The organism is Streptomyces sp. LE64, from assembly GCF_052606915.1.
Genome location: NZ_CP199708.1, coordinates 5304756 through 5322827, shown reverse-complemented (window position 1 = coordinate 5322827; position 18072 = coordinate 5304756). Strand labels below are relative to the sequence as shown.

Sequence of the window (18072 nt, the reverse complement as noted above, 5' to 3'; positions counted from 1 at the left end):
CCATGTGGGACGACAAGTTCGAGGTTCTGCTGCGCGGATTCCTGCCGTTCATCGGCGCCGACGAGCCCCTCACCGAGGACGCCACCTTGCGTGACCTGGGGCTCGACTCGCTCGGCACGGTCGAGTTGCTGGCGGCCCTGGAGACCGAGTACGACGTGCGCTTCTACGACGACGCGCTCGGCAAGGAGACGTTCCAGACGCCCTCCCTGCTGTGGAAGGTGCTGTCCGGGCTCGTCGCGGAGCGGGTCGGCTGAGTCCGCGTCTCGCCGGGTCGGGAGCGACGAGCGTGAGCATCGGAGGAGGAGCGGTGGCCCCAGCCGGGGAGTTGGCGCTGCACGAGCGCTTTCTGCGCGGAGTCGACCTCGCGCCGCGGAACGAGGCGGTACGGGTCGGCACGCGGTCGATCACCTACGAGCAGGCGCACGAGCGGGCGCTCGTCTGGGCCGGTGCGCTGCTCCGGGCGGTGCGCAAGCCGCCCGGCACCGTGGCCGTGCTGGCGGAGAAGGGGACCGACGCGTACGTCGGCATCCTCGCCGGCCTGTACGCGGGCGCCGCGGTGGTACCGCTGCAACCGGGGTTCCCCCCGGCACGCACCCGGCGCATGCTCCGCTCGGCGGGGGTGTCCGCGGTGGTCGCCGACGCTGCGGGATGGGCCCAGCTGCCCGAGTTGACGGCGCCGGGCCCGGACGGCGAGCGGTGGCTCGACCCGGACGGTCCCGGCGCACCGATCCCCGTCCTGGCGCCCGGCTGCCCGCCCGGCGCGCTTCCGGGCCTCGAACGGATCGTGCCCGCGGCGGCGGAGGCCCTCGTCGCCCCGCGCCCGGTGCGGGCCGCGGACACCGCGTACGTGCTGTTCACCTCGGGCTCCACGGGGCGGCCCAAGGGAGTGCCGATCAGCCACGGCAGCGCGGCGCACTACTTCCGCCTCCAGGACGAGCGGTACGACTTCACCCCGGACGACGTCTTCTCGCAGACCTTCGACCTCAACTTCGACTGCGCCCTGTTCGACCTGTTCTGCGCCTGGGGTGCCGGAGCGACCGCGCTGTGGGTGCCGCCGGGCGCGTACCGGGAGTTGCCTGCGTTCGTGGCGGAGCACCGGATGACGGTGTGGTTCTCCACGCCCAGCGCGATCCCGCTGGTACGCCGCCTCGGCGGGCTGGGGCCGGGTGCGCTGTCCCGGCTGCGCTGGAGCTTCTTCGCCGGTGAGGCGCTGACCTGTCGGGACGCGCGGGACTGGCGGACGGCCGCCCCGAACGGGGAGCTGGAGAACCTGTACGGCCCCACCGAGCTGACCATCACGATCGCCGCGCACCGCTGGGCGGGGGACCGCTCGGAGCGGATCGCGGTGAACGGCGTGGTGCCGATCGGTCGGGTCAACGGGGGACACGAACACCTCCTGCTCGACGCGGACGGCCGTCCCTCGGCGGACGAGGGCGAACTGTGCGTGACGGGGCCCCAGATGACGCGCGGCTATCTGGACGCCGCGGACGACGCGGGCCGCTTCCTGACGTACGGGGACCGCACCTGGTACCGCACCGGTGACCGGGTCCGCCGGATCGACGACGGCGGCGGGCTCGCCTATCTGGGGCGGCTCGACTCCCAGGTGCAGATCGCCGGTTGGCGGGTCGAGCTGTCGGAGGTCGACCACGCGCTGCGCGGCTGCGAGGGCGTGACGGAGGCGGTCACCGTGGACGTGGTCGGCGCGGCCGGCACCGAACTCGTCGTGTTCTACACCGGGCGCGAGGTGTCCACCGCGACCTTCGCCCGGCAGCTCCACCGGATCCTGCCGACGGGGATGACGCCACGCCACTACTGGCACGTGGAGGCGTTCCCGCTCAACTCCAACCGGAAGACCGACCGCGGCGCGTTGCGGGCGCGCGCCGCCGAGCGGCTGGGTGCCCGCCCGTAGGAGCAGCGCCGAAGACCGCCGGCGTCGCCGGCGGCTCCGGCGACATCCGCACCTCGACGATTCGACAGGAGACGAGCGTTGGACAGCACCTCCGGCGCGGTGCACGGGGACCCCGTGCCCGGCCACATTCACGGCGGCCTGGTCCACCACCTGCTGGACGAGGCGGTGGCGTCCGCGCCCTCCTCGGCGGCGGTCAGCGACGCCGACGGACGATGGAGCTACACCCGCCTGGACGAGTACAGCCGCGCCTTCGCCGACTGGCTCGCGGCGCGGGGCCTCGGTCCGGGTGACCGGTTGGTCGTGCAGCTACCGACCAACCGGGAACTCACCGCCCTGTTCTACGGGGCGTCCCGACGCGGTGTCGTGTTCGTGCCGCTCAACCCGAACATGAAGCCGTTCCACCTGCGTTCGGTACTGGAGAACGCGGAGCCGGCGCTCGTCGTCTGCGCCGAGGGGCGGCAGGGGGCGTTCGACGGCATCGCTGAGGTGCCGGTGCATCCGTTCGGCGGGATGTGGAGCGAGGTGGAGAAGATCGCCGCGCGGGGCCCGCGTCCCGATGCGGCCGTCGACGTGAGGCCCGACGCGCCCGCGGTCCTCGTCTACACCTCCGGCAGCACCGCGGCGCCGAAGGCGGTGGTCTGCCCGCACGCGCAGATCACCTTCGCCACCCGCGCCATGGTCGAGGTGCTCGGCTACCGCTCCGACGACGTGGTGTTCTGCCGCTTCCCGATGTCCTGGGACTACGGGCTGTACAAGGTCCTGATGTGCGCGGTGGGCCGGAGCGAGATCAGGTTGGCTGACGGCGAGTCGGACCTGTGGCTGCTGAGCGCCGTCCGGGACAGCGGGGCGACGATCGTCCCCATCGTGCCCTCGCTCGCCACCATGATCGCCACGTTGACCCGGCGTCTGGAGGGGCCCGCGCCGCGGGTGCGGATGTTCACCAACACCGGCGCCGCCCTGCCCCAGTCGACGATCGACACGCTGCGCGCGGCCTTCCCCGGGGTCCGCGTGGTGCGGCAGTTCGGTCAGACCGAGTGCAAGCGGGTCAGCATCATGCCGCCGGAGGAGGACCGGGAGCGGCCCGACTCGGTGGGCCTGCCGCTGCCCGGCACCCGGGTGCTGGTCCTGGGCGAGGACGGGGAGCCGGTGCCCGTGGGAGAGTCCGGGGAGATCGTCGTGGTCGGACCGCACGTGATGCCCGGCTACTGGCGCAACCCCGAGGTCAGCGCCCGCACCTTCCGCCGCCACGGGCCCTTTGGCGAGCACCGACTGCACACCGGTGACTACGGCCGCCTCGACGAGGACGGCTACCTGTACTTCCAGGGCCGGCGCGACGACATGTTCAAGCGCAAGGGCATCCGGATGAGCACCATCGAGATCGAGTCGGCCGCGATGGACGTTCCCGGGGTGCGGCAGGCCGCGGCGCTGCCGCCCACCGAGAAGCACGATCTGGCGTTGTTCGTGGAGTCGGAGCTGGCCCCGGCCGTGGTGCTGCGGGAGTTGGCGGCCCGCCTCGAACCGCAGAAGGTCCCCGCCGTCTGCCGCGTGCTCGCCGAGTTCCCCCTGACCCTGCACGGCAAGAGCGAGAAGAAGCAGCTCGCCGAGTTGCTCGACGGGAGCGAGAAGTGACCCGGTACACCGAACTGGCCGAGCGGTACGGGACCCCGCTGTACGTGTACGACCTGGACCGGGTCGCGGCGGCGCGACAGGACCTGCTGGACGCGCTGCCCGAACCGTTCAGCCTCTTCAGCGCCGTCAAGGCCAACCCGCACCCGGAGGTCCTGCGGGTGCTCGCCGAAGGCGACGGGCGCACGTGCCGCGCCGAGATCAGCTCGCTGGGCGAGCTGGCGGCGGCCCTGGAGGCCGGTTTCGATCCGGCCGGCATCCTGTACACGGGGCCCGGCAAGACCGACGGCGAACTGCACGAGGCCCTCGCCGCCGGGGTGGGCCTGTTCTCCGTGGAGTCCCCGACCGATCTGGAGCACGTGGGCGCGGCGGCGGTGGCGCGGGGCACCGAGGCCGACTGCCTGTTGCGGATCAACAGCGCCTCGGCCAGCGCCGCCACCAGCATCAGGATGACGGGCCGGCCCTCGCAGTTCGGCATCGACGCGGAGACCCTGGGCGAGGTGCTGCCCCGGTTGCGGGCGGTGGCGGGCACCCGGCTGGTGGGCGCGCACTTCTTTCCGCTGAGCAACGCCTCGGACGAGGACAGTCTGGTCGAGGAGTTCCGCAACACCCTGTCGGTGGCGGCGCGCCTGGAGCGCGAGCACGGGCTGCCGCTGCGGTTCGTGGACATCGGCGGCGGGTTCGCGGCACCCTACGCGGTGCCCGGTGAACGGCCGGTCTACGAGAAGCTGCGCGAGCGGCTGGAGGAGGCGCTCGACGAGACGTTCCCGCGGTGGCGGGAGGGCTCGGTGCGCTTCGCGTGCGAGTCCGGCCGCTATCTGGTGGGCGACAGCGGGTCGCTGCTGACCCGGGTCGTCAACGTCAAGGAGAGCCGCGGCCGTACGTTCGTCATCCTGGACGCCGGGATCAACACCTTCGGCGGCATGTCGGGGCTGGGCCGGCTGCTGCCGGTCGCGGTGCAGCCGGAGGGGCCGGAGCAGGCCGCGCGGATCGCGGACGGCACGGGTCTGAGCGCCAGCCTGGTGGGACCGCTGTGCACCCCGGGCGACGTGCTGGGACGGCAGGTGGACCTGCCGGACGTGCGCGTCGGCGACCTCCTCACGATCCCCAACGCGGGCGCGTACGGACCCACCGCGAGCCTGCTGATGTTCCTGGGGCGTCCGGCACCCGCCGAGGTACTGGTGCGCGGGGGCGCGGTGGTGTCGGCGACCCGGATCGAACACCGCAGGGTCGAGGTGGCTCCCTCCGGCGACCGGCAGCCGGTCGGTGGAGGGCCGGCATGACACCTTCCGCACGGGGGCTGGCGCGAGCGGACCGGGAGGCGGGCGCCCCGGGCGTCCGGGACGCCGCCCGGACCGCGCGCCGCGGGAAGACCGTCCTGGTGAGCTCTCTGGCGTCCGACTCGCACACCTGGAACCTGGTCTTCCTGCAACTGCTCATCGAGGAGCACGGTTACGACGTGGTCAACCTGGGCCCGTGCGTACCCGACGACCTGCTGATCCGGGAGTGCCTGGAGCGTCCGCCCACCATGCTCGTGCTCAGCAGCGTCAACGGGCACGGCTACCAGGACGGTCTGCGCCTCATCGGCAAGCTGCGCGCAGAGGACCGGCTCACGACCCTGCCGACGGTGATCGGCGGAAAGCTCGGCATCACGGGCGGCGAGGACGGCGGGCACGCGGCGGAGCTGATCGCCGCGGGCTTCGACAGCGTCTTCGAGGACGGCGCGCAGGAGATCGCCGCCTTCCGGCGCTTCATCGAGCGCGCACCCCGGAGAGAACTGTCGTGAGTGATCGTTTCACCACAGGGTCGGACGGGGCGGCCCCACCGGCCGTCCGTCCCGGTCCGGGCGACCGGGCCGGGGCGGTCCGGCCGCCCGTCGCCACCGCGCCCGCCGGCGGAGCCGGTCCGCCGGTGGGGGACTTCGGCGCGTTCGTGCGCCGGGCACGGCGGGCCGGGCGTCTCGTCGTACAGCCCCGCATGGGCTTCGGCGACACCGGGACGATGCGCGCGGGCCTGCTCGCCACCCGGGACGCGGAGGCCACCACCGTGGGCACGCTCACGCTGGACAGCTACACCCGGGTGGGGGACCTCGCCGCAGTGGAGACGGCGTTGCGGGAGGGCATCGGCATCAACGGCTTCCCCCTCGTCAACCATGACGTGGACACCACCCGATCGCTGCTGCACGGCATCCACGCGGACGACTTCCCCGTCCAGGTGCGGCACGGCTCCGCGGCGCCGTTCGACATCTTCGTCGCCCTGCTGCGGGCCGGGCTGAGCGCCTCCGAGGGCGGCCCGGTGTCGTACTGCCTGCCCTACGGACGCACGCCCCTCGACGAGTCGATGCGCGCCTGGGAACGGAGCACCGCCCTGCTCGCGGAATCCCGGGCGGGTGGCGTCCGACCGCATCTGGAGACCTTCGGCGGCTGCATGCTGGGCCAACTGTGCCCGCCCAGCATGCTGGTCGCCGTCAGCGTCCTCGAAGCGCTGTTCTTCCACCGCCTCGGCATCGACGACATCTCCGTCAGCTACGCACAGCAGACCAACGGCGCACAGGACCGCGAGGCGGTGTTCGCGCTGCGCAGACTGTGCGCGGAGTTGTTGCCGGACGCCGACTGGCACGTGGTGATCTACGCATACATGGGCGTCTACCCCACCACTGCCGAGGGCTGCCTCCGGCTGCTCGGGCAGGCCGCTGAACTGGCGGTGGACACCGGCTCCGAACGGCTGATCGTGAAGACCGTCGTGGAGTCCCGCCGCATCCCCACGATCGCGGAGAACGTCCAGGCGCTCGAACACGCCGACCGGGTGGCCCGCGCCGGCACCCCCGCGTCCACCGTGACCTCCCCGGCCGACGGGGCGGCCCGGGACTCGCAGACGTACGCCGAGGCGCACGCGCTCGTCGACGCGGTACTGAACAGCCACCCCGACCTGGGCCGCGCACTGCTGCTCGCGTTCAAGCGCGGCTACCTGGACATCCCCTACTGCCTGCACCCGGACAACGCGGGCCGCTGCCGCAGCTACATCGACGGGGACGGCTGGCTGCGCTGGGCCGACACCGGTTCGCTGCCCATCGCGGGCTCCGCGAGCAGCCCCGGCGTCCGCCCCGTCACCTCGTCCGAGCTGCTCGAAGCCCTCTCCTACGTCCAGCGCGGCCACGACCGGCCGCCGCTGTCCGGGGAGCCCCCGCCGTCCTGACTCCGCCCGCGGGACCGCCGGGTCCCCGTCCGACCGTTGCTGCCGTGTTCCTCGCCCGGAATTCCCTTTGGAGTGCACCGAATGACCGAGTCCGAGAACGTTCCTTCCGAGTCCGGTGGCGAGCCGAGGACGTCCGGGACCTCAGGGTCCGTCCTGGCCGAGCGGCTCACCGGGCTGACCCCCGTCGAACAGGAGCGCGCGGTCCTGGAGATCGTGCACGAGCAGACCGTCGCGGCCCTGCGTCGGGCCCGTCCCGACACCGCGGACTCGATCGACACCGCCAGCCCGTTCCTCGAACTGGGCTTCGACTCGATGTCGTCGGTGGACCTGCACGCCCGTCTCGTCGCCGCCACCGGCGTCGCCCTGCCGATCACCGTGGTCTACGACCACCCCACCCCGGTCGAGTTGAGCCGCTTCGTGCGCGGCCGGGCCCTCGGCATCGCACCCGAGCCGGTCGCGATCACCGTTCCGCGGACGGTCCGCGACGACGACGAGCCGATCGCCATCGTGGGCATCGGTTGCCACTACCCCGGCGGCATCGACTCGCCCGAGTCGTTCTGGGAGGTGATGGCCGAGGGCCGGGAAGTCCTCGGCGACTTCCCCACCGACCGCGGCTGGGACATCCCCGGCATGTTCGACCCCGATCCCGACCGGCCGGGCAAGTCGTACGTCGACAAGGGCGGATTCCTGGCCGGCGCGACCGAGTTCGACGCCGACTTCTTCAAGATCAGCCCGCGTGAGGCGCTGGCGATGGACCCGCAGCAGCGGCTGATCCTGGAGACCTCCTGGGAAGCGCTGGAGCGCGCGGGCATCAACCCGGCCTCGCTGCGCGGCAGCCGCACCGCGGTGTTCTTCGGCGCCGAGGTGCACGAGTACGGCACCCGCGTCCACCAGGCCCCGGTCGGCCTCGACGGCTACCTGATGACCGGCAACGCGCCGAGCGTGGTGTCCGGCCGCGTCTCGTACGCCCTGGGCCTGGAAGGCCCGGCGGTGACGGTGGACACCGCCTGCTCGGGCTCGATCGTCTCCCTGCACCTGGCGGTGCGGGCGCTGCGCGACGACGAGTGCACGCTCGCCCTGGTCGGCGGGGTGGCCGTGATGGGCAGCCCCGGCATGTTCACGGCGTTCAGCAGGCAGCGCGGCCTCGCCCCGGACGGCCGGTGCAAGGCGTTCTCCGAGGCCGCGGACGGCACCGGCTTCGCCGAGGGCGCCGGTGTCTTCGTCATGGAACGGCTCTCGGACGCCCGGCGCAACGGGCACCCGGTGCTCGCGGTGGTGCGCGGCAGCGCGGTGAACCAGGACGGTGCCAGCAACGGCCTCACCGCCCCCAACGGCCCCTCCCAACAGCGGCTGATCCTCCAGGCCCTCGCCGACGCGGGACTGCGCCCGGCCGACGTCGACGCCGTCGACGCGCACGGCACCGGCACCAAGCTCGGTGACCCGATCGAGGCACAGGCCATCCTCGCCACCTACGGCCAGGACCGTCCCGAGGACCGACCGCTGTGGCTCGGCTCGGCCAAGTCCAACCTGGGACACACCCAGGCCGCCGGGGGCGCGGCCAGCGTGATCAAGATGGTGCTCGCCATGCGGCACGGGACGCTACCCAGGACCCTGCATGTGAACGCCCCGAGCCCGCACGTCGATTGGTCGGCGGGACGGGTGGAACTGCTCACCGAAGCCAGGCCGTGGGACACCCCGGACGGCAGGCCGCGTCGGGCGGGAGTCTCCGCCTTCGGCATCAGCGGGACGAACGCCCACGTCATCATCGAGGAGCCGCCCCCCGTCCGCGAAGAGGCCCCGCAACGCCCGGACGCCGGGTCCACCGCGCCGCCGCTGGTGCTCAGCGCCCGTACCGAGGAGGCCCTGAAGGCGCAGGCGCGCGGCGTGTTGGAGCTCCTGGAGCCCGACGACGCCCCCGACCTCGCGGACGTGGCCGTGGCACTCGCGACCACCCGGGCCGAGCTCGACCACCGCGCGGTGGTGCCGGCGGTCGGGCGCGAGGAGGCCCTTGCGGGACTGCGGGCCCTGGCCGAAGGAGTCGAGGCGCCGGGCAACGTCCGGGGCCGGGTGTCCGGCGGCCGGCTCGCGTTCCTGTTCACGGGGCAGGGTGCGCAGCGGCTGGGCATGGGGCGTGGGTTGGCGGAGGCGTTCCCGGTGTTCGCGGAGGCGCTGGACGAGGTGTGCGGGCACCTCGACCTCCAGCTCGATCCCCCCTTGCGGGAGGTGATGTTCGCCGCGGAGGGGTCCGACGAAGCCTCGCTCCTGGACCGTACGGAGTTCGCTCAGCCGGCGTTGTTCGCCATCGAGGTGGCCCTGTTCCGCCTGGTGGAGTCCTGGGGAGTGCGTCCCGATGTCGTGGCGGGGCATTCGATCGGTGAGATCGCTGCCGCGCACGTGGCCGGCGTGTTCTCCCTCGCCGACGCAGCAGCACTGGTCGCCGCCCGCGGCAGGCTGATGCAAGCCCTGCCCGAAGGCGGGACCATGGCCGCCGTCCAGGCCACCGAAGACGAGGTGCGGGCTCTCCTCAGCGAGGCCGATGATGCGTCCATCGCCGCGATCAACGGACCAAACTCCGTGGTCGTCTCCGGCACCACCACGGCGATCGGCGCCGTCGTCGACACGCTCAAGGCCCAGGGCCGTAAGGCGACCTACCTGAAGGTCTCCCACGCCTTCCACTCACCCCTCATGAACCCCGTCCTCGACGAGTTCACCCAACTCGCCCGCACCCTGGACTACAACCAACCCACCCTCCCCTTCGTCTCCACCGTCACCGGGACGCACGCCGATCCTGCGGTGCTGGCCAGCCCGGAGTACTGGGTCACCCACATCCACGAAACCGTCCACTTCACCAACGCCATCCACACCCTCACCGAAGACGGCGTCACCCGCTACCTCGAAATCGGACCCGACACCACCCTCACCGCCCTCACCACCCCACTCCTCCCCGACAACACCCACGCCCACGCCCTCCTCCACCGCAACAAACCCGAACCCCACCACACCCTCACCACCCTCGCCCACCTCTGGACCCACGGCCACCCCATCACCTGGACCACCCACACCCCCCACACCCACACCCGACCCGTAAACCTCCCCACCTACCCCTTCCAACGACAGCGGTACTGGTTGGCGGGGGCCGAGGACGCCGACGTCTCGGCGCTGGGGCAGCTCTCCGCCGACCACCCCCTGCTGGGCGCGCTGGTCAACGCTCCCGGGAGCGACGCCACCATCCTGACCGGCCGCATCAGCACCCGGAGTCACCCCTGGCTGGACGACCACACGATCACGGGCACTCCCCTGCTCCCCGGCACCGCCTTCGTGGAACTGGCCCTGCACGCCGGGCACCACACCGGAGCCCCCCACCTGGCGGAACTCACCCTCCACGCCCCGCTCGCACTGCGCCCCGACGCGTTCACCGACCTCAGGGTCCAGACCTCGCGCGCCGACCGCTCGGTCACCATCCACTCCCGACCGCACGGCGACATCACCGACGACGGCGAATGGACCCTGCACGCCACGGGCACGCTCGCGCCCGAGGTCCCGGCACCGAACGCCGACTTCGCCTCGACCTCCTGGCCGCCTCCGGGCGCCACGCCCCTCCCCCTCGACGACACCTACGCCGAACTCGCCGCCCGGGGATACGACTACGGGCCCGTCTTCCAGGGGCTCAAGGCCGCGTGGCGACAGGGCCACGAGGTCTTCGCCGAGGTGTCACTGCCCGCGCCGGCACACGAGGAGGCAGTCGCCTTCGCACTCCACCCGGCGCTCCTCGACGCGGCCCTGCACGCCACGGACCTCGGCGAGGTCGGCCCCCGGGACGAACGGACCGTACTGCCGTTCGTCTGGAGCGGTGTCTCCCTCCACGCGACCGGTGCGACCACCCTGCGCGTGCGCATCAGCAGGTCGGGGGAGGACAGCCTACGGCTGCTCCTGAGCGACCCGGCGGGTCAACCCGTGGCCGAGGTAGACCGGTTGGTCATGCGTCCGGTGTCGGCCGCGAGGATCGCCGCGGCGGGAACCGGCGAGGACTCCCGTCTCTACGCGGTGGAGTGGGACGCCCTTCCCGTCGACGCGGGCCGCACGACTTCGGCGGCCGGTGAGTGCGCAGTGCTGGGATGCGACGCCGGCCCGTGGGAGGAGTGGACCGGCGCCGTGGTCCACGCGGATCTGAGGGCCCTCGCCGAGGCCCCGGGACCCGTGCCGGAGACCGTCGTGCTGACCTGCCGTCCGGGGACCGGGGGCGTCGACGTGCCGAGCCGGGTCCGGGAGGTCACCGGCGGGGTGCTGGAGGTGCTCCAGCAGTGGCTGGTCGAGGACCGGTTCGCCTCGTCCCGGCTCGTGGTGGTCACCCGGGGCGCGGTCGATCACCCGGACGGTTCCGGAGAGTCCGTCGACCTGGTGGGTGCCGCGGTGTGGGGACTGGTGCGCTCGGCGCAGGCCGAACACCCCGACCGCTTCACTCTGCTGGACTGGGACGGCGTGCCGTGCGCACCGTCCGCTCTGACGGCGGCGCTCTCGACAGTCGAGCCCGAACTCGCTTTGCGGAGCGGCACGTTCCGGGTCTCCCGGCTGGCACGCGTGACCGCCGGTGACGACCCCGCCGACGGCTTTCCGACGACCGGTTTCGGGGCCTGGGGAGCGGAGGACACCCTCCTCATCACCGGTGGCACCGGTGGACTCGCCGCCCTCGCCGCGGAACACCTGGTCACCCACCACGGCGTGCGGAGCCTCGCCCTCGCCAGCCGTGGGGGCCCGAGCGCGCCCCATGCGGACGGGCTCGTCCGACACCTCACCGACCTGGGTGCCCGCGTCACCGTCCACGCCTGCGACGTGAGCGACCCGACCCAGGTCACCGAGTTGGTGGGCGGGCTGCCTCAGCTCAGGGGCGTCATCCACACGGCGGGTGTCGTCGAGGACGCCGTGCTAGCCAACCAGACCACCGCCCACCTCGACACCGTGCTCGCCCCCAAGGCCGACGCCGCCTGGTACCTGCACCAGGCGACGGCCGGCCTGGACCTCACCCACTTCGTGCTCTACTCCAGCGCCGCCGCCACCCTGGACGGAGCGGGACAGGCCAACTACGCCGCCGCCAACGCCTTCCTCGACGCCCTCGCCCACCACCGCACGGCGAACGGCCTCCCCGCCCACTCCCTCGCCTGGGGCCTGTGGAACACGGACCGGGGCATGGGCGCCCGACTCACCCCGGGTGACCTCGCCCGTCTCGACAGCGGTCCGCTCCGCCATCTGACCACCGCGCAGAACCTGTCCCGGTTCGACGCGGCGCTCGCCTCGCGCCGCCCCGCGCTCCTCCCGGTCGGGATCAACCCCCGCCACCCCGCCCAGCCGCTCACCGCGAACCTGCGGGCCGCCGCCCCGATCAGGCCCACCGCGCACATCGGGACACGGACGCCCTCGGGTCCGCAGGCGGTGACCCGTCTGGGCGGACTGGACCCGGCGGAACGTGGACGGGCGGTGTTGGACCTGGTCCGCACGCACATCGCCGGGGTGCTGCACCACGACGGCCCGAGCTCCGTGGACCCCGCACGGGCGTTCACCGAGATCGGTTTCGACTCGCTGTCGGCGGTGGAGTTGCGCAACCGGCTGAACCAGGTGACGGAGCTGCGGCTGCCGGCCACGCTCGTCTTCGACTATCCGACGCCCCAGGCACTCGCCGACCACCTCGACGACACGCTCTTCGGCGACGCGGCCCCGGCACCCGCCCCCGTGGTGGCGCCCGACAGCGTCCCCGACGAGCCCATCGCGATCGTCGGCATGAGCTGCCGCTTCCCCGGAGGCGTCAACACCCCGGAACAGTTGTGGGAGTTGTTGGCCAACGGACGGGACGGCGTCTCGGCGTTCCCCACCGACCGCGGCTGGAACGTCGAGGAGATCTTCGACCCCGAGCCGGGCAAGCCCGGGAAGACCTACGCGATCGAGGGTGGCTTCCTGCACGACGCGGCGGAGTTCGACGCCGAGTTCTTCGGGATCTCCCCCCGCGAGGCCATCGCCACCGACCCCCAACAACGCCTCCTCCTGGAAACCTCCTGGGAAGCACTCGAACGCGCAGGCATCGACCCCCACACCCTGCGCGGCAGCCGCACCGGCGTCTTCACCGGCATCATGTACCACGACTACGCCTCCCGCCTCGGCAACTCCCCCCTCCCCGAAGGCGTCGACACCTACCTCGGCAACGGCAGCCTCGGCAGCATCGCCTCCGGCCGCGTCTCCTACACCCTCGGCCTGGAGGGCCCGGCGGTCACGGTGGACACCGCGTGCTCCTCCTCGCTGGTGGCGCTGCACTGGGCGATCCAGGCGCTGCGCGGCGGCGAGTGCCAACTGGCGCTCGCGGGCGGCGCGACGGTGATGTCCACGCCGGACACCTTCATCGACTTCAGCCGGCAGCGCGGGCTCGCAAGTGACGGGCGCATCCGCTCCTTCGCGGAGGCGGCGGACGGTACGGGTTGGGGCGAGGGGGTGGGTGTGCTGGTGGTGGAGCGGTTGTCGGACGCCCGGCGCAACGGACACCGGGTGCTCGCAGTGATACGCGGCTCCGCGGTGAACCAGGACGGTGCCAGCAACGGCCTCACAGCCCCCAACGGCCCCTCCCAACAACGCGTCATCCGCCAAGCACTCACCACCTCAGGACTCACCCCCACCGACATCCAAGCCGTCGAAGCCCACGGCACCGGCACCGTCCTCGGCGACCCCATCGAAGCCCAAGCACTCCTCGCCACCTACGGCCAGGATCGTGTGGGAGACGATCCCCTCTGGCTCGGCTCCATCAAATCCAACATCGGCCACACCCAAGCCGCCGCCGGCGTGGCAGGCGTCATCAAGATGGTGATGGCGATGCGTCACGGGGTCCTGCCCAGGACGCTGCACGTCGACGAGCCCTCGTCGAAGGTCGACTGGTCGGCGGGACGGGTCGAGTTGTTGACCGAGTCCAGGTCTTGGGAGGCCGTGGGGCCTCGGCGGGCCGGTGTGTCGTCGTTCGGCATCAGCGGGACGAACGCGCACGTGATCCTGGAGGAGGCTCCCGAGGAGCCAGTGACTGGGGACGTGCCCCGGCCCACCTCGACCGCGCCGGTTCCCCTCCTCCTCAGCGCCCGTTCCCCCCAGGCACTCACCGCACAGGCACAAGCCCTGCTGGACCTCCTGGAATCAGAGAACGCTCCCCACCACCACGACCTCGCCGCGGCACTCACCACCCAACGCGCCCAACTCGACCACCGCGCGGCCATCATCACCACCCACCACCACGACACCATCACCGGCCTCAAAGCCATCACCACCAACCAACACCCCATCCACGACACCACCAGCGAAGGCCGCCTCGCGTTCCTCTTCACCGGCCAAGGCGCACAACGACCCGGCATGGGGCGTGGGTTGGCGGAGGCGTTCCCGGTGTTCGCAGACGCGTTGGACGAGGTGTGTGGGGTGGTGGATCCGTTGTTGTCGAGGCCGTTGCGGGAGGTGATGTTCGCGGCGGAGGGTTCGGACGAGGCCGCGCTCCTGGATCGTACGGAGTTCGCTCAGCCGGCGTTGTTCGCCATCGAGGTGGCCCTGTTCCGCCTGGTGGAGTCCTGGGGAGTGCGGCCGGACGTGGTGGCGGGGCATTCGATCGGTGAGATCGCTGCCGCGCACGTGGCCGGCGTGTTCTCCCTCGCAGACGCAGCAGCCCTGGTCGCCGCCCGCGGCAGGCTGATGCAAGCCCTCCCCGAAGGCGGCACCATGGCCGCCCTCCAAGCCACCGAAGACGAAGCCCGCGCCCTCCTCGGCGAGGCCACGGACGCGGCCATCGCCGCGATCAACGGACCCCACTCCCTCGTCGTCTCCGGCACCACCACCACCATCGGCGCCGTCGTCGACACGCTCAAGGCCCAGGGCCGTAAAGCGACCTACCTGAAGGTCTCCCACGCCTTCCACTCACCCCTCATGAACCCCGTCCTCGACGAGTTCACCCAACTCGCCCACACCCTCCACTACAACCAACCCACCCTCCCCTTCGTCTCCACCGTCACCGGGACGCACGCCGACCCCGCCGAACTGGCCAGCCCGGAGTACTGGGTCACCCACATCCACGAAACCGTCCACTTCACCAACGCCGTCCACACCCTGGCCCGAGACGGCGTGACCCGGTTCCTGGAAGTCGGACCCGACGCCGTCCTCACCGCCATCACCGCCGATGCCCTCCCCGATGCCCAGGGCGTCCGGTGCATCCCCCTCCTCCGCCACACCACACCCGAAGCACAACAAGCCCTCACCGCGCTTGCCCACCTCTGGACCCACGGCCACCCCATCACCTGGACCGCCCTCACCCCCGACGCCCACACCCGGCCCGTAGACCTCCCCACCTACCCCTTCCAACACCAGCACTACTGGCTCAACGCCACCACCCCGCACACCGACATCACCACCGCCGGCCTGATCGCGGCGGAGCACCCGCTCCTCGGTGCGGCGGTCACCCTGCCGGAGTCGAGCGGTGTGGTGCTGACGGGGCGGGTCGGCCTTCGCACCCATGCCTGGCTGGCGGACCACGTGGTCATGGGGGCTGCGATCCTGCCGGGGGCCGCACTCGTCGAACTCGCCTTGCGGGCGGGCGACCACGTGAACTGCGGACTGCTGGAGGAACTCACCCTCGAAGCGCCCTTCGTGCTCCCCGAGAACGGCGCCCGTGACCTGCGGGTGACCGTGGGCGAGCCGGATGCGGCGGGGCGGCGTACGGTCGGCGTGCACTCGCGGGACCTGGACTCCCCGCCGGACGCCTGGACCAGGCACGCCAGTGGCTTCCTCGCCCCCGACGCGGGAGTGGCCACCGCCGGGGTCGACCTCACGGTGTGGCCGCCGGAGGGCGCGACCTCCGTCGACGTGCGCGGGCTCTACGGGGAACTGGCCACCGGTGGGCTCGACTACGGCCCGGCCTTCCGGGGCCTGCGCGCCGCCTGGCGTCGTGGCGAGGAGGTCTTCGCCGAGGTGCACCTGCCCGAGGAGGCGCACGGCACCGCCGGCGGCTTCGGCCTCCACCCGGTGCTGTTGGACGCCGCCCTGCACGCGAGCGAGCTGTTGGGCGGCGGTTCCGGAGAGTCCGGGCGCGGTACGCACCTGCCGTTCGCGTGGAGCGACGTCGTGCTGTACGCCTCGGGGGCGACCGCCTTGCGGGTCAGGCTCTCGGCGGTCGGCGGCGACACGGAGACGGTCTCGCTCGATCTGGCCGATCCGGCGGGCACCCCGGTGGCGAGCGTGCGTTCGATGGCGACGCGTCCGGTGTCGGCCGAGCAGATCACGGCGGCGCGCGGCGGTTCCCTATCGCTCTACCACGTGGAGTGGGTGCCGGCCCCGACGCCGGTGACCGCGGAGGAGGTCCCCGGCGACTGGGTGGTGCTCGGCCCGGAGGCGGACACCTGGTCCTGGACGGGCCTGAGGACCTGCCGCGACCTGGCCGCGCTCGGGGACGCCGTTCCGCCGGTGGTGGTGCTGCCGTGCCCGGTTCCCGCGTTCGACGCGGCGGACCCGGACGGACGGGAGACGCTGCCCGGGCTGCTGCGCGCGGCCCTGGGCGAGGTGTTGGACACGCTCCAGCGGTGGCTGGCCGAGGAACGACTCTCGTCGTCCCGGCTCGTCGTGCTGACCCGCGGCGACGGCGGCCCCGCCGGACTGGTCGACGCGGCGGTCGGGGGGCTGGTCCGGGCGGCCCAGGAGGAGAACCCCGGCTGCTTCGTGTTGGCGGACTGGGACGGTGCGCCGGATTCGCTCCGGCACCTCGCCGCGGCGGTCGCCAGTGGTGAGCCGCGGGTGTCCGTCACGTCGGACGGCGTGTACGCGGCGCGGCTGGCGGAGGTCGCCGTACCCGAGAACCGGGTGACGGGGTTCGAGTCGTGGGACCCCCAGGACACCCTCCTCATCACCGGCGGCACCGGCGGACTCGCCACCCTCATCGCCGAACACCTCATCACCCAACACGGCATCAAACACCTCGCCCTCGCCAGCCGCCAAGGACCCCACGCACCCAACGCCACCCAACTCACCCAACACCTCACCCAACTCGGCGCCCACATCACCCTCCACACCTGCGACATGGGCAACCCCACCCACGTCACCCAACTCATCAACAACCTCCCCCACCTCAAAGGCATCATCCACACCGCAGGCACCCTCCACGACGCCACCCTCACCAACCAAACACCCACCCACCTCCACACCACCCTCACCCCCAAAGCAGACGCCGCCTGGCACCTCCACCACGCCACCACCCACCTCGACCTCACCCACTTCATCCTCTACTCCAGCGCCACCTCCACCCTCGACAACGCAGGCCAAGCCAACTACGCCGCCGCCAACGCCTTCCTCGACGCCCTCGCCCACCACCGCACCACCAACGGCCAACCCGCCCACTCCCTCGCCTGGGGCCTGTGGAACACCGGCCGGGGCATGGCCGCCGCCCTCACCAGGAGCGACCTGGAGCGGCTGAACAACGGGCACCTGCTGCCCCTGACCGCCGCACAGAACCTCGCGCTGTTCGACGCCGCCCTGGCCACCGCCCGTCCCGTGCTCCTCCCCGTCAGGATCAATCCTCGGCGTCCCGTTCCGCCCCTGACCGACGGCCTTCCGCTCACGGCCCCGCCCACCCCGTCCAGGCCCACCGCGCACACCGGGGCGCCGAACGGCGTCACCGTCGACCCGGCGACCCTCGAACAACGGTTGGCGCCGCTGGGCGAGGAGGAGCAGCTGCGGCTGCTGGAGGACGTCATCTGCGTCGAGGTGGCCGCGGTGCTCGGGCACGCCGACGCCTCCGCGCTCGACCCGGGGAAGACGTTCCAGGACTCCGGGTTCGACTCGCTGACCGCGGTGGAACTGCGCAACCGGCTGAAGAAGACGACTGGGCAGCGGCTGTCCGCCACCCTGATCTTCGACTATCCGACCCCCCAGGCCCTGGCGAAGTACCTGTTGGAGGAGGTGCGGCCCGCGATCGAGGAGATCACCGCGAGCGTCGGGGCCGGGGGCGTGCCGGAGGCGGACGAGGCCGCGCTCCGACGGATCATCGCCTCCGTCCCCTTGGACCGGGTCAGGGAAGCGGGGTTGCTCGACGCGCTGCTCGCCCTGGCTCCGGCCGGGCCCGCGGCGGGCGGCGCGGCACCGGGCGAGGACCGCGGCCCGGACGCCCCCGCAGCGGCGGACGGTCCGGACGCCGTCGCGGGGCACGGCCACGGGGCCGACCAGAGCGGCGCGATCCTGGCGATGGACATCGACGACCTCGTGCGCGAGGCGTTCGAGCGCAGTGACGCAGAACGGCCTGAGTGACCCCGGCGGGGGCCCGGCCCCGGGCCCCCGCCCCGTCGTAAGGC

The 18072-nt window shown here is 72.4% G+C and carries 7 protein-coding genes; all 7 read left to right on the top strand.

The genetic code is table 11. The features are described 5' to 3' along the window. Nucleotides 1–2 precede the first annotated feature (2 nt). The 7 genes from ACSMX9_RS23895 (at nucleotide 3) to ACSMX9_RS23865 (ending at nucleotide 18028) form a co-directional block, all read left to right on the top strand. Nucleotides 3–254: a phosphopantetheine-binding protein gene (locus tag ACSMX9_RS23895; RefSeq protein WP_445396814.1), complete on the top strand. Its 252-nt coding sequence runs from the start codon at nucleotides 3–5 to the stop codon at nucleotides 252–254. 53 nt (nucleotides 255–307) lie between these two features. Next, nucleotides 308–1909: an AMP-binding protein gene (locus tag ACSMX9_RS23890; RefSeq protein ID WP_445396812.1), complete on the top strand. Its 1602-nt coding sequence runs from the start codon at nucleotides 308–310 to the stop codon at nucleotides 1907–1909. Nucleotides 1910–2008: 99 nt separating this feature from the next. Continuing rightward, the gene (locus tag ACSMX9_RS23885; RefSeq protein WP_445403079.1) at nucleotides 2009–3538 is read left to right on the top strand and encodes an AMP-binding protein; all 1530 of its coding nucleotides are present in this window, start codon (nucleotides 2009–2011) and stop codon (nucleotides 3536–3538) included. Further along, complete coding sequence (locus ACSMX9_RS23880; protein WP_445396810.1) at nucleotides 3535–4818, top strand: type III PLP-dependent enzyme; 1284 nt, start codon at nucleotides 3535–3537, stop codon at nucleotides 4816–4818. Before ACSMX9_RS23885 ends, ACSMX9_RS23880 begins: the two co-directional genes overlap by 4 nt. Beyond that, nucleotides 4815–5321: a cobalamin B12-binding domain-containing protein gene (locus tag ACSMX9_RS23875; RefSeq protein WP_445396808.1), complete on the top strand. Its 507-nt coding sequence runs from the start codon at nucleotides 4815–4817 to the stop codon at nucleotides 5319–5321. The genes ACSMX9_RS23880 and ACSMX9_RS23875 overlap by 4 nt, the downstream gene beginning before the upstream one ends. A gap of 125 nt (nucleotides 5322–5446) precedes the next feature. Further along, nucleotides 5447–6730 (top strand): methylaspartate mutase, encoded by a 1284-nt coding sequence (locus ACSMX9_RS23870; RefSeq protein ID WP_445403078.1) that lies wholly within the window; start codon nucleotides 5447–5449, stop codon nucleotides 6728–6730. Between the two features lie 81 nt (nucleotides 6731–6811). Continuing rightward, nucleotides 6812–18028, top strand: a complete 11217-nt coding sequence (locus ACSMX9_RS23865) for a type I polyketide synthase (RefSeq protein WP_445396806.1) — start codon at nucleotides 6812–6814, stop codon at nucleotides 18026–18028. Nucleotides 18029–18072 lie beyond the last annotated feature (44 nt).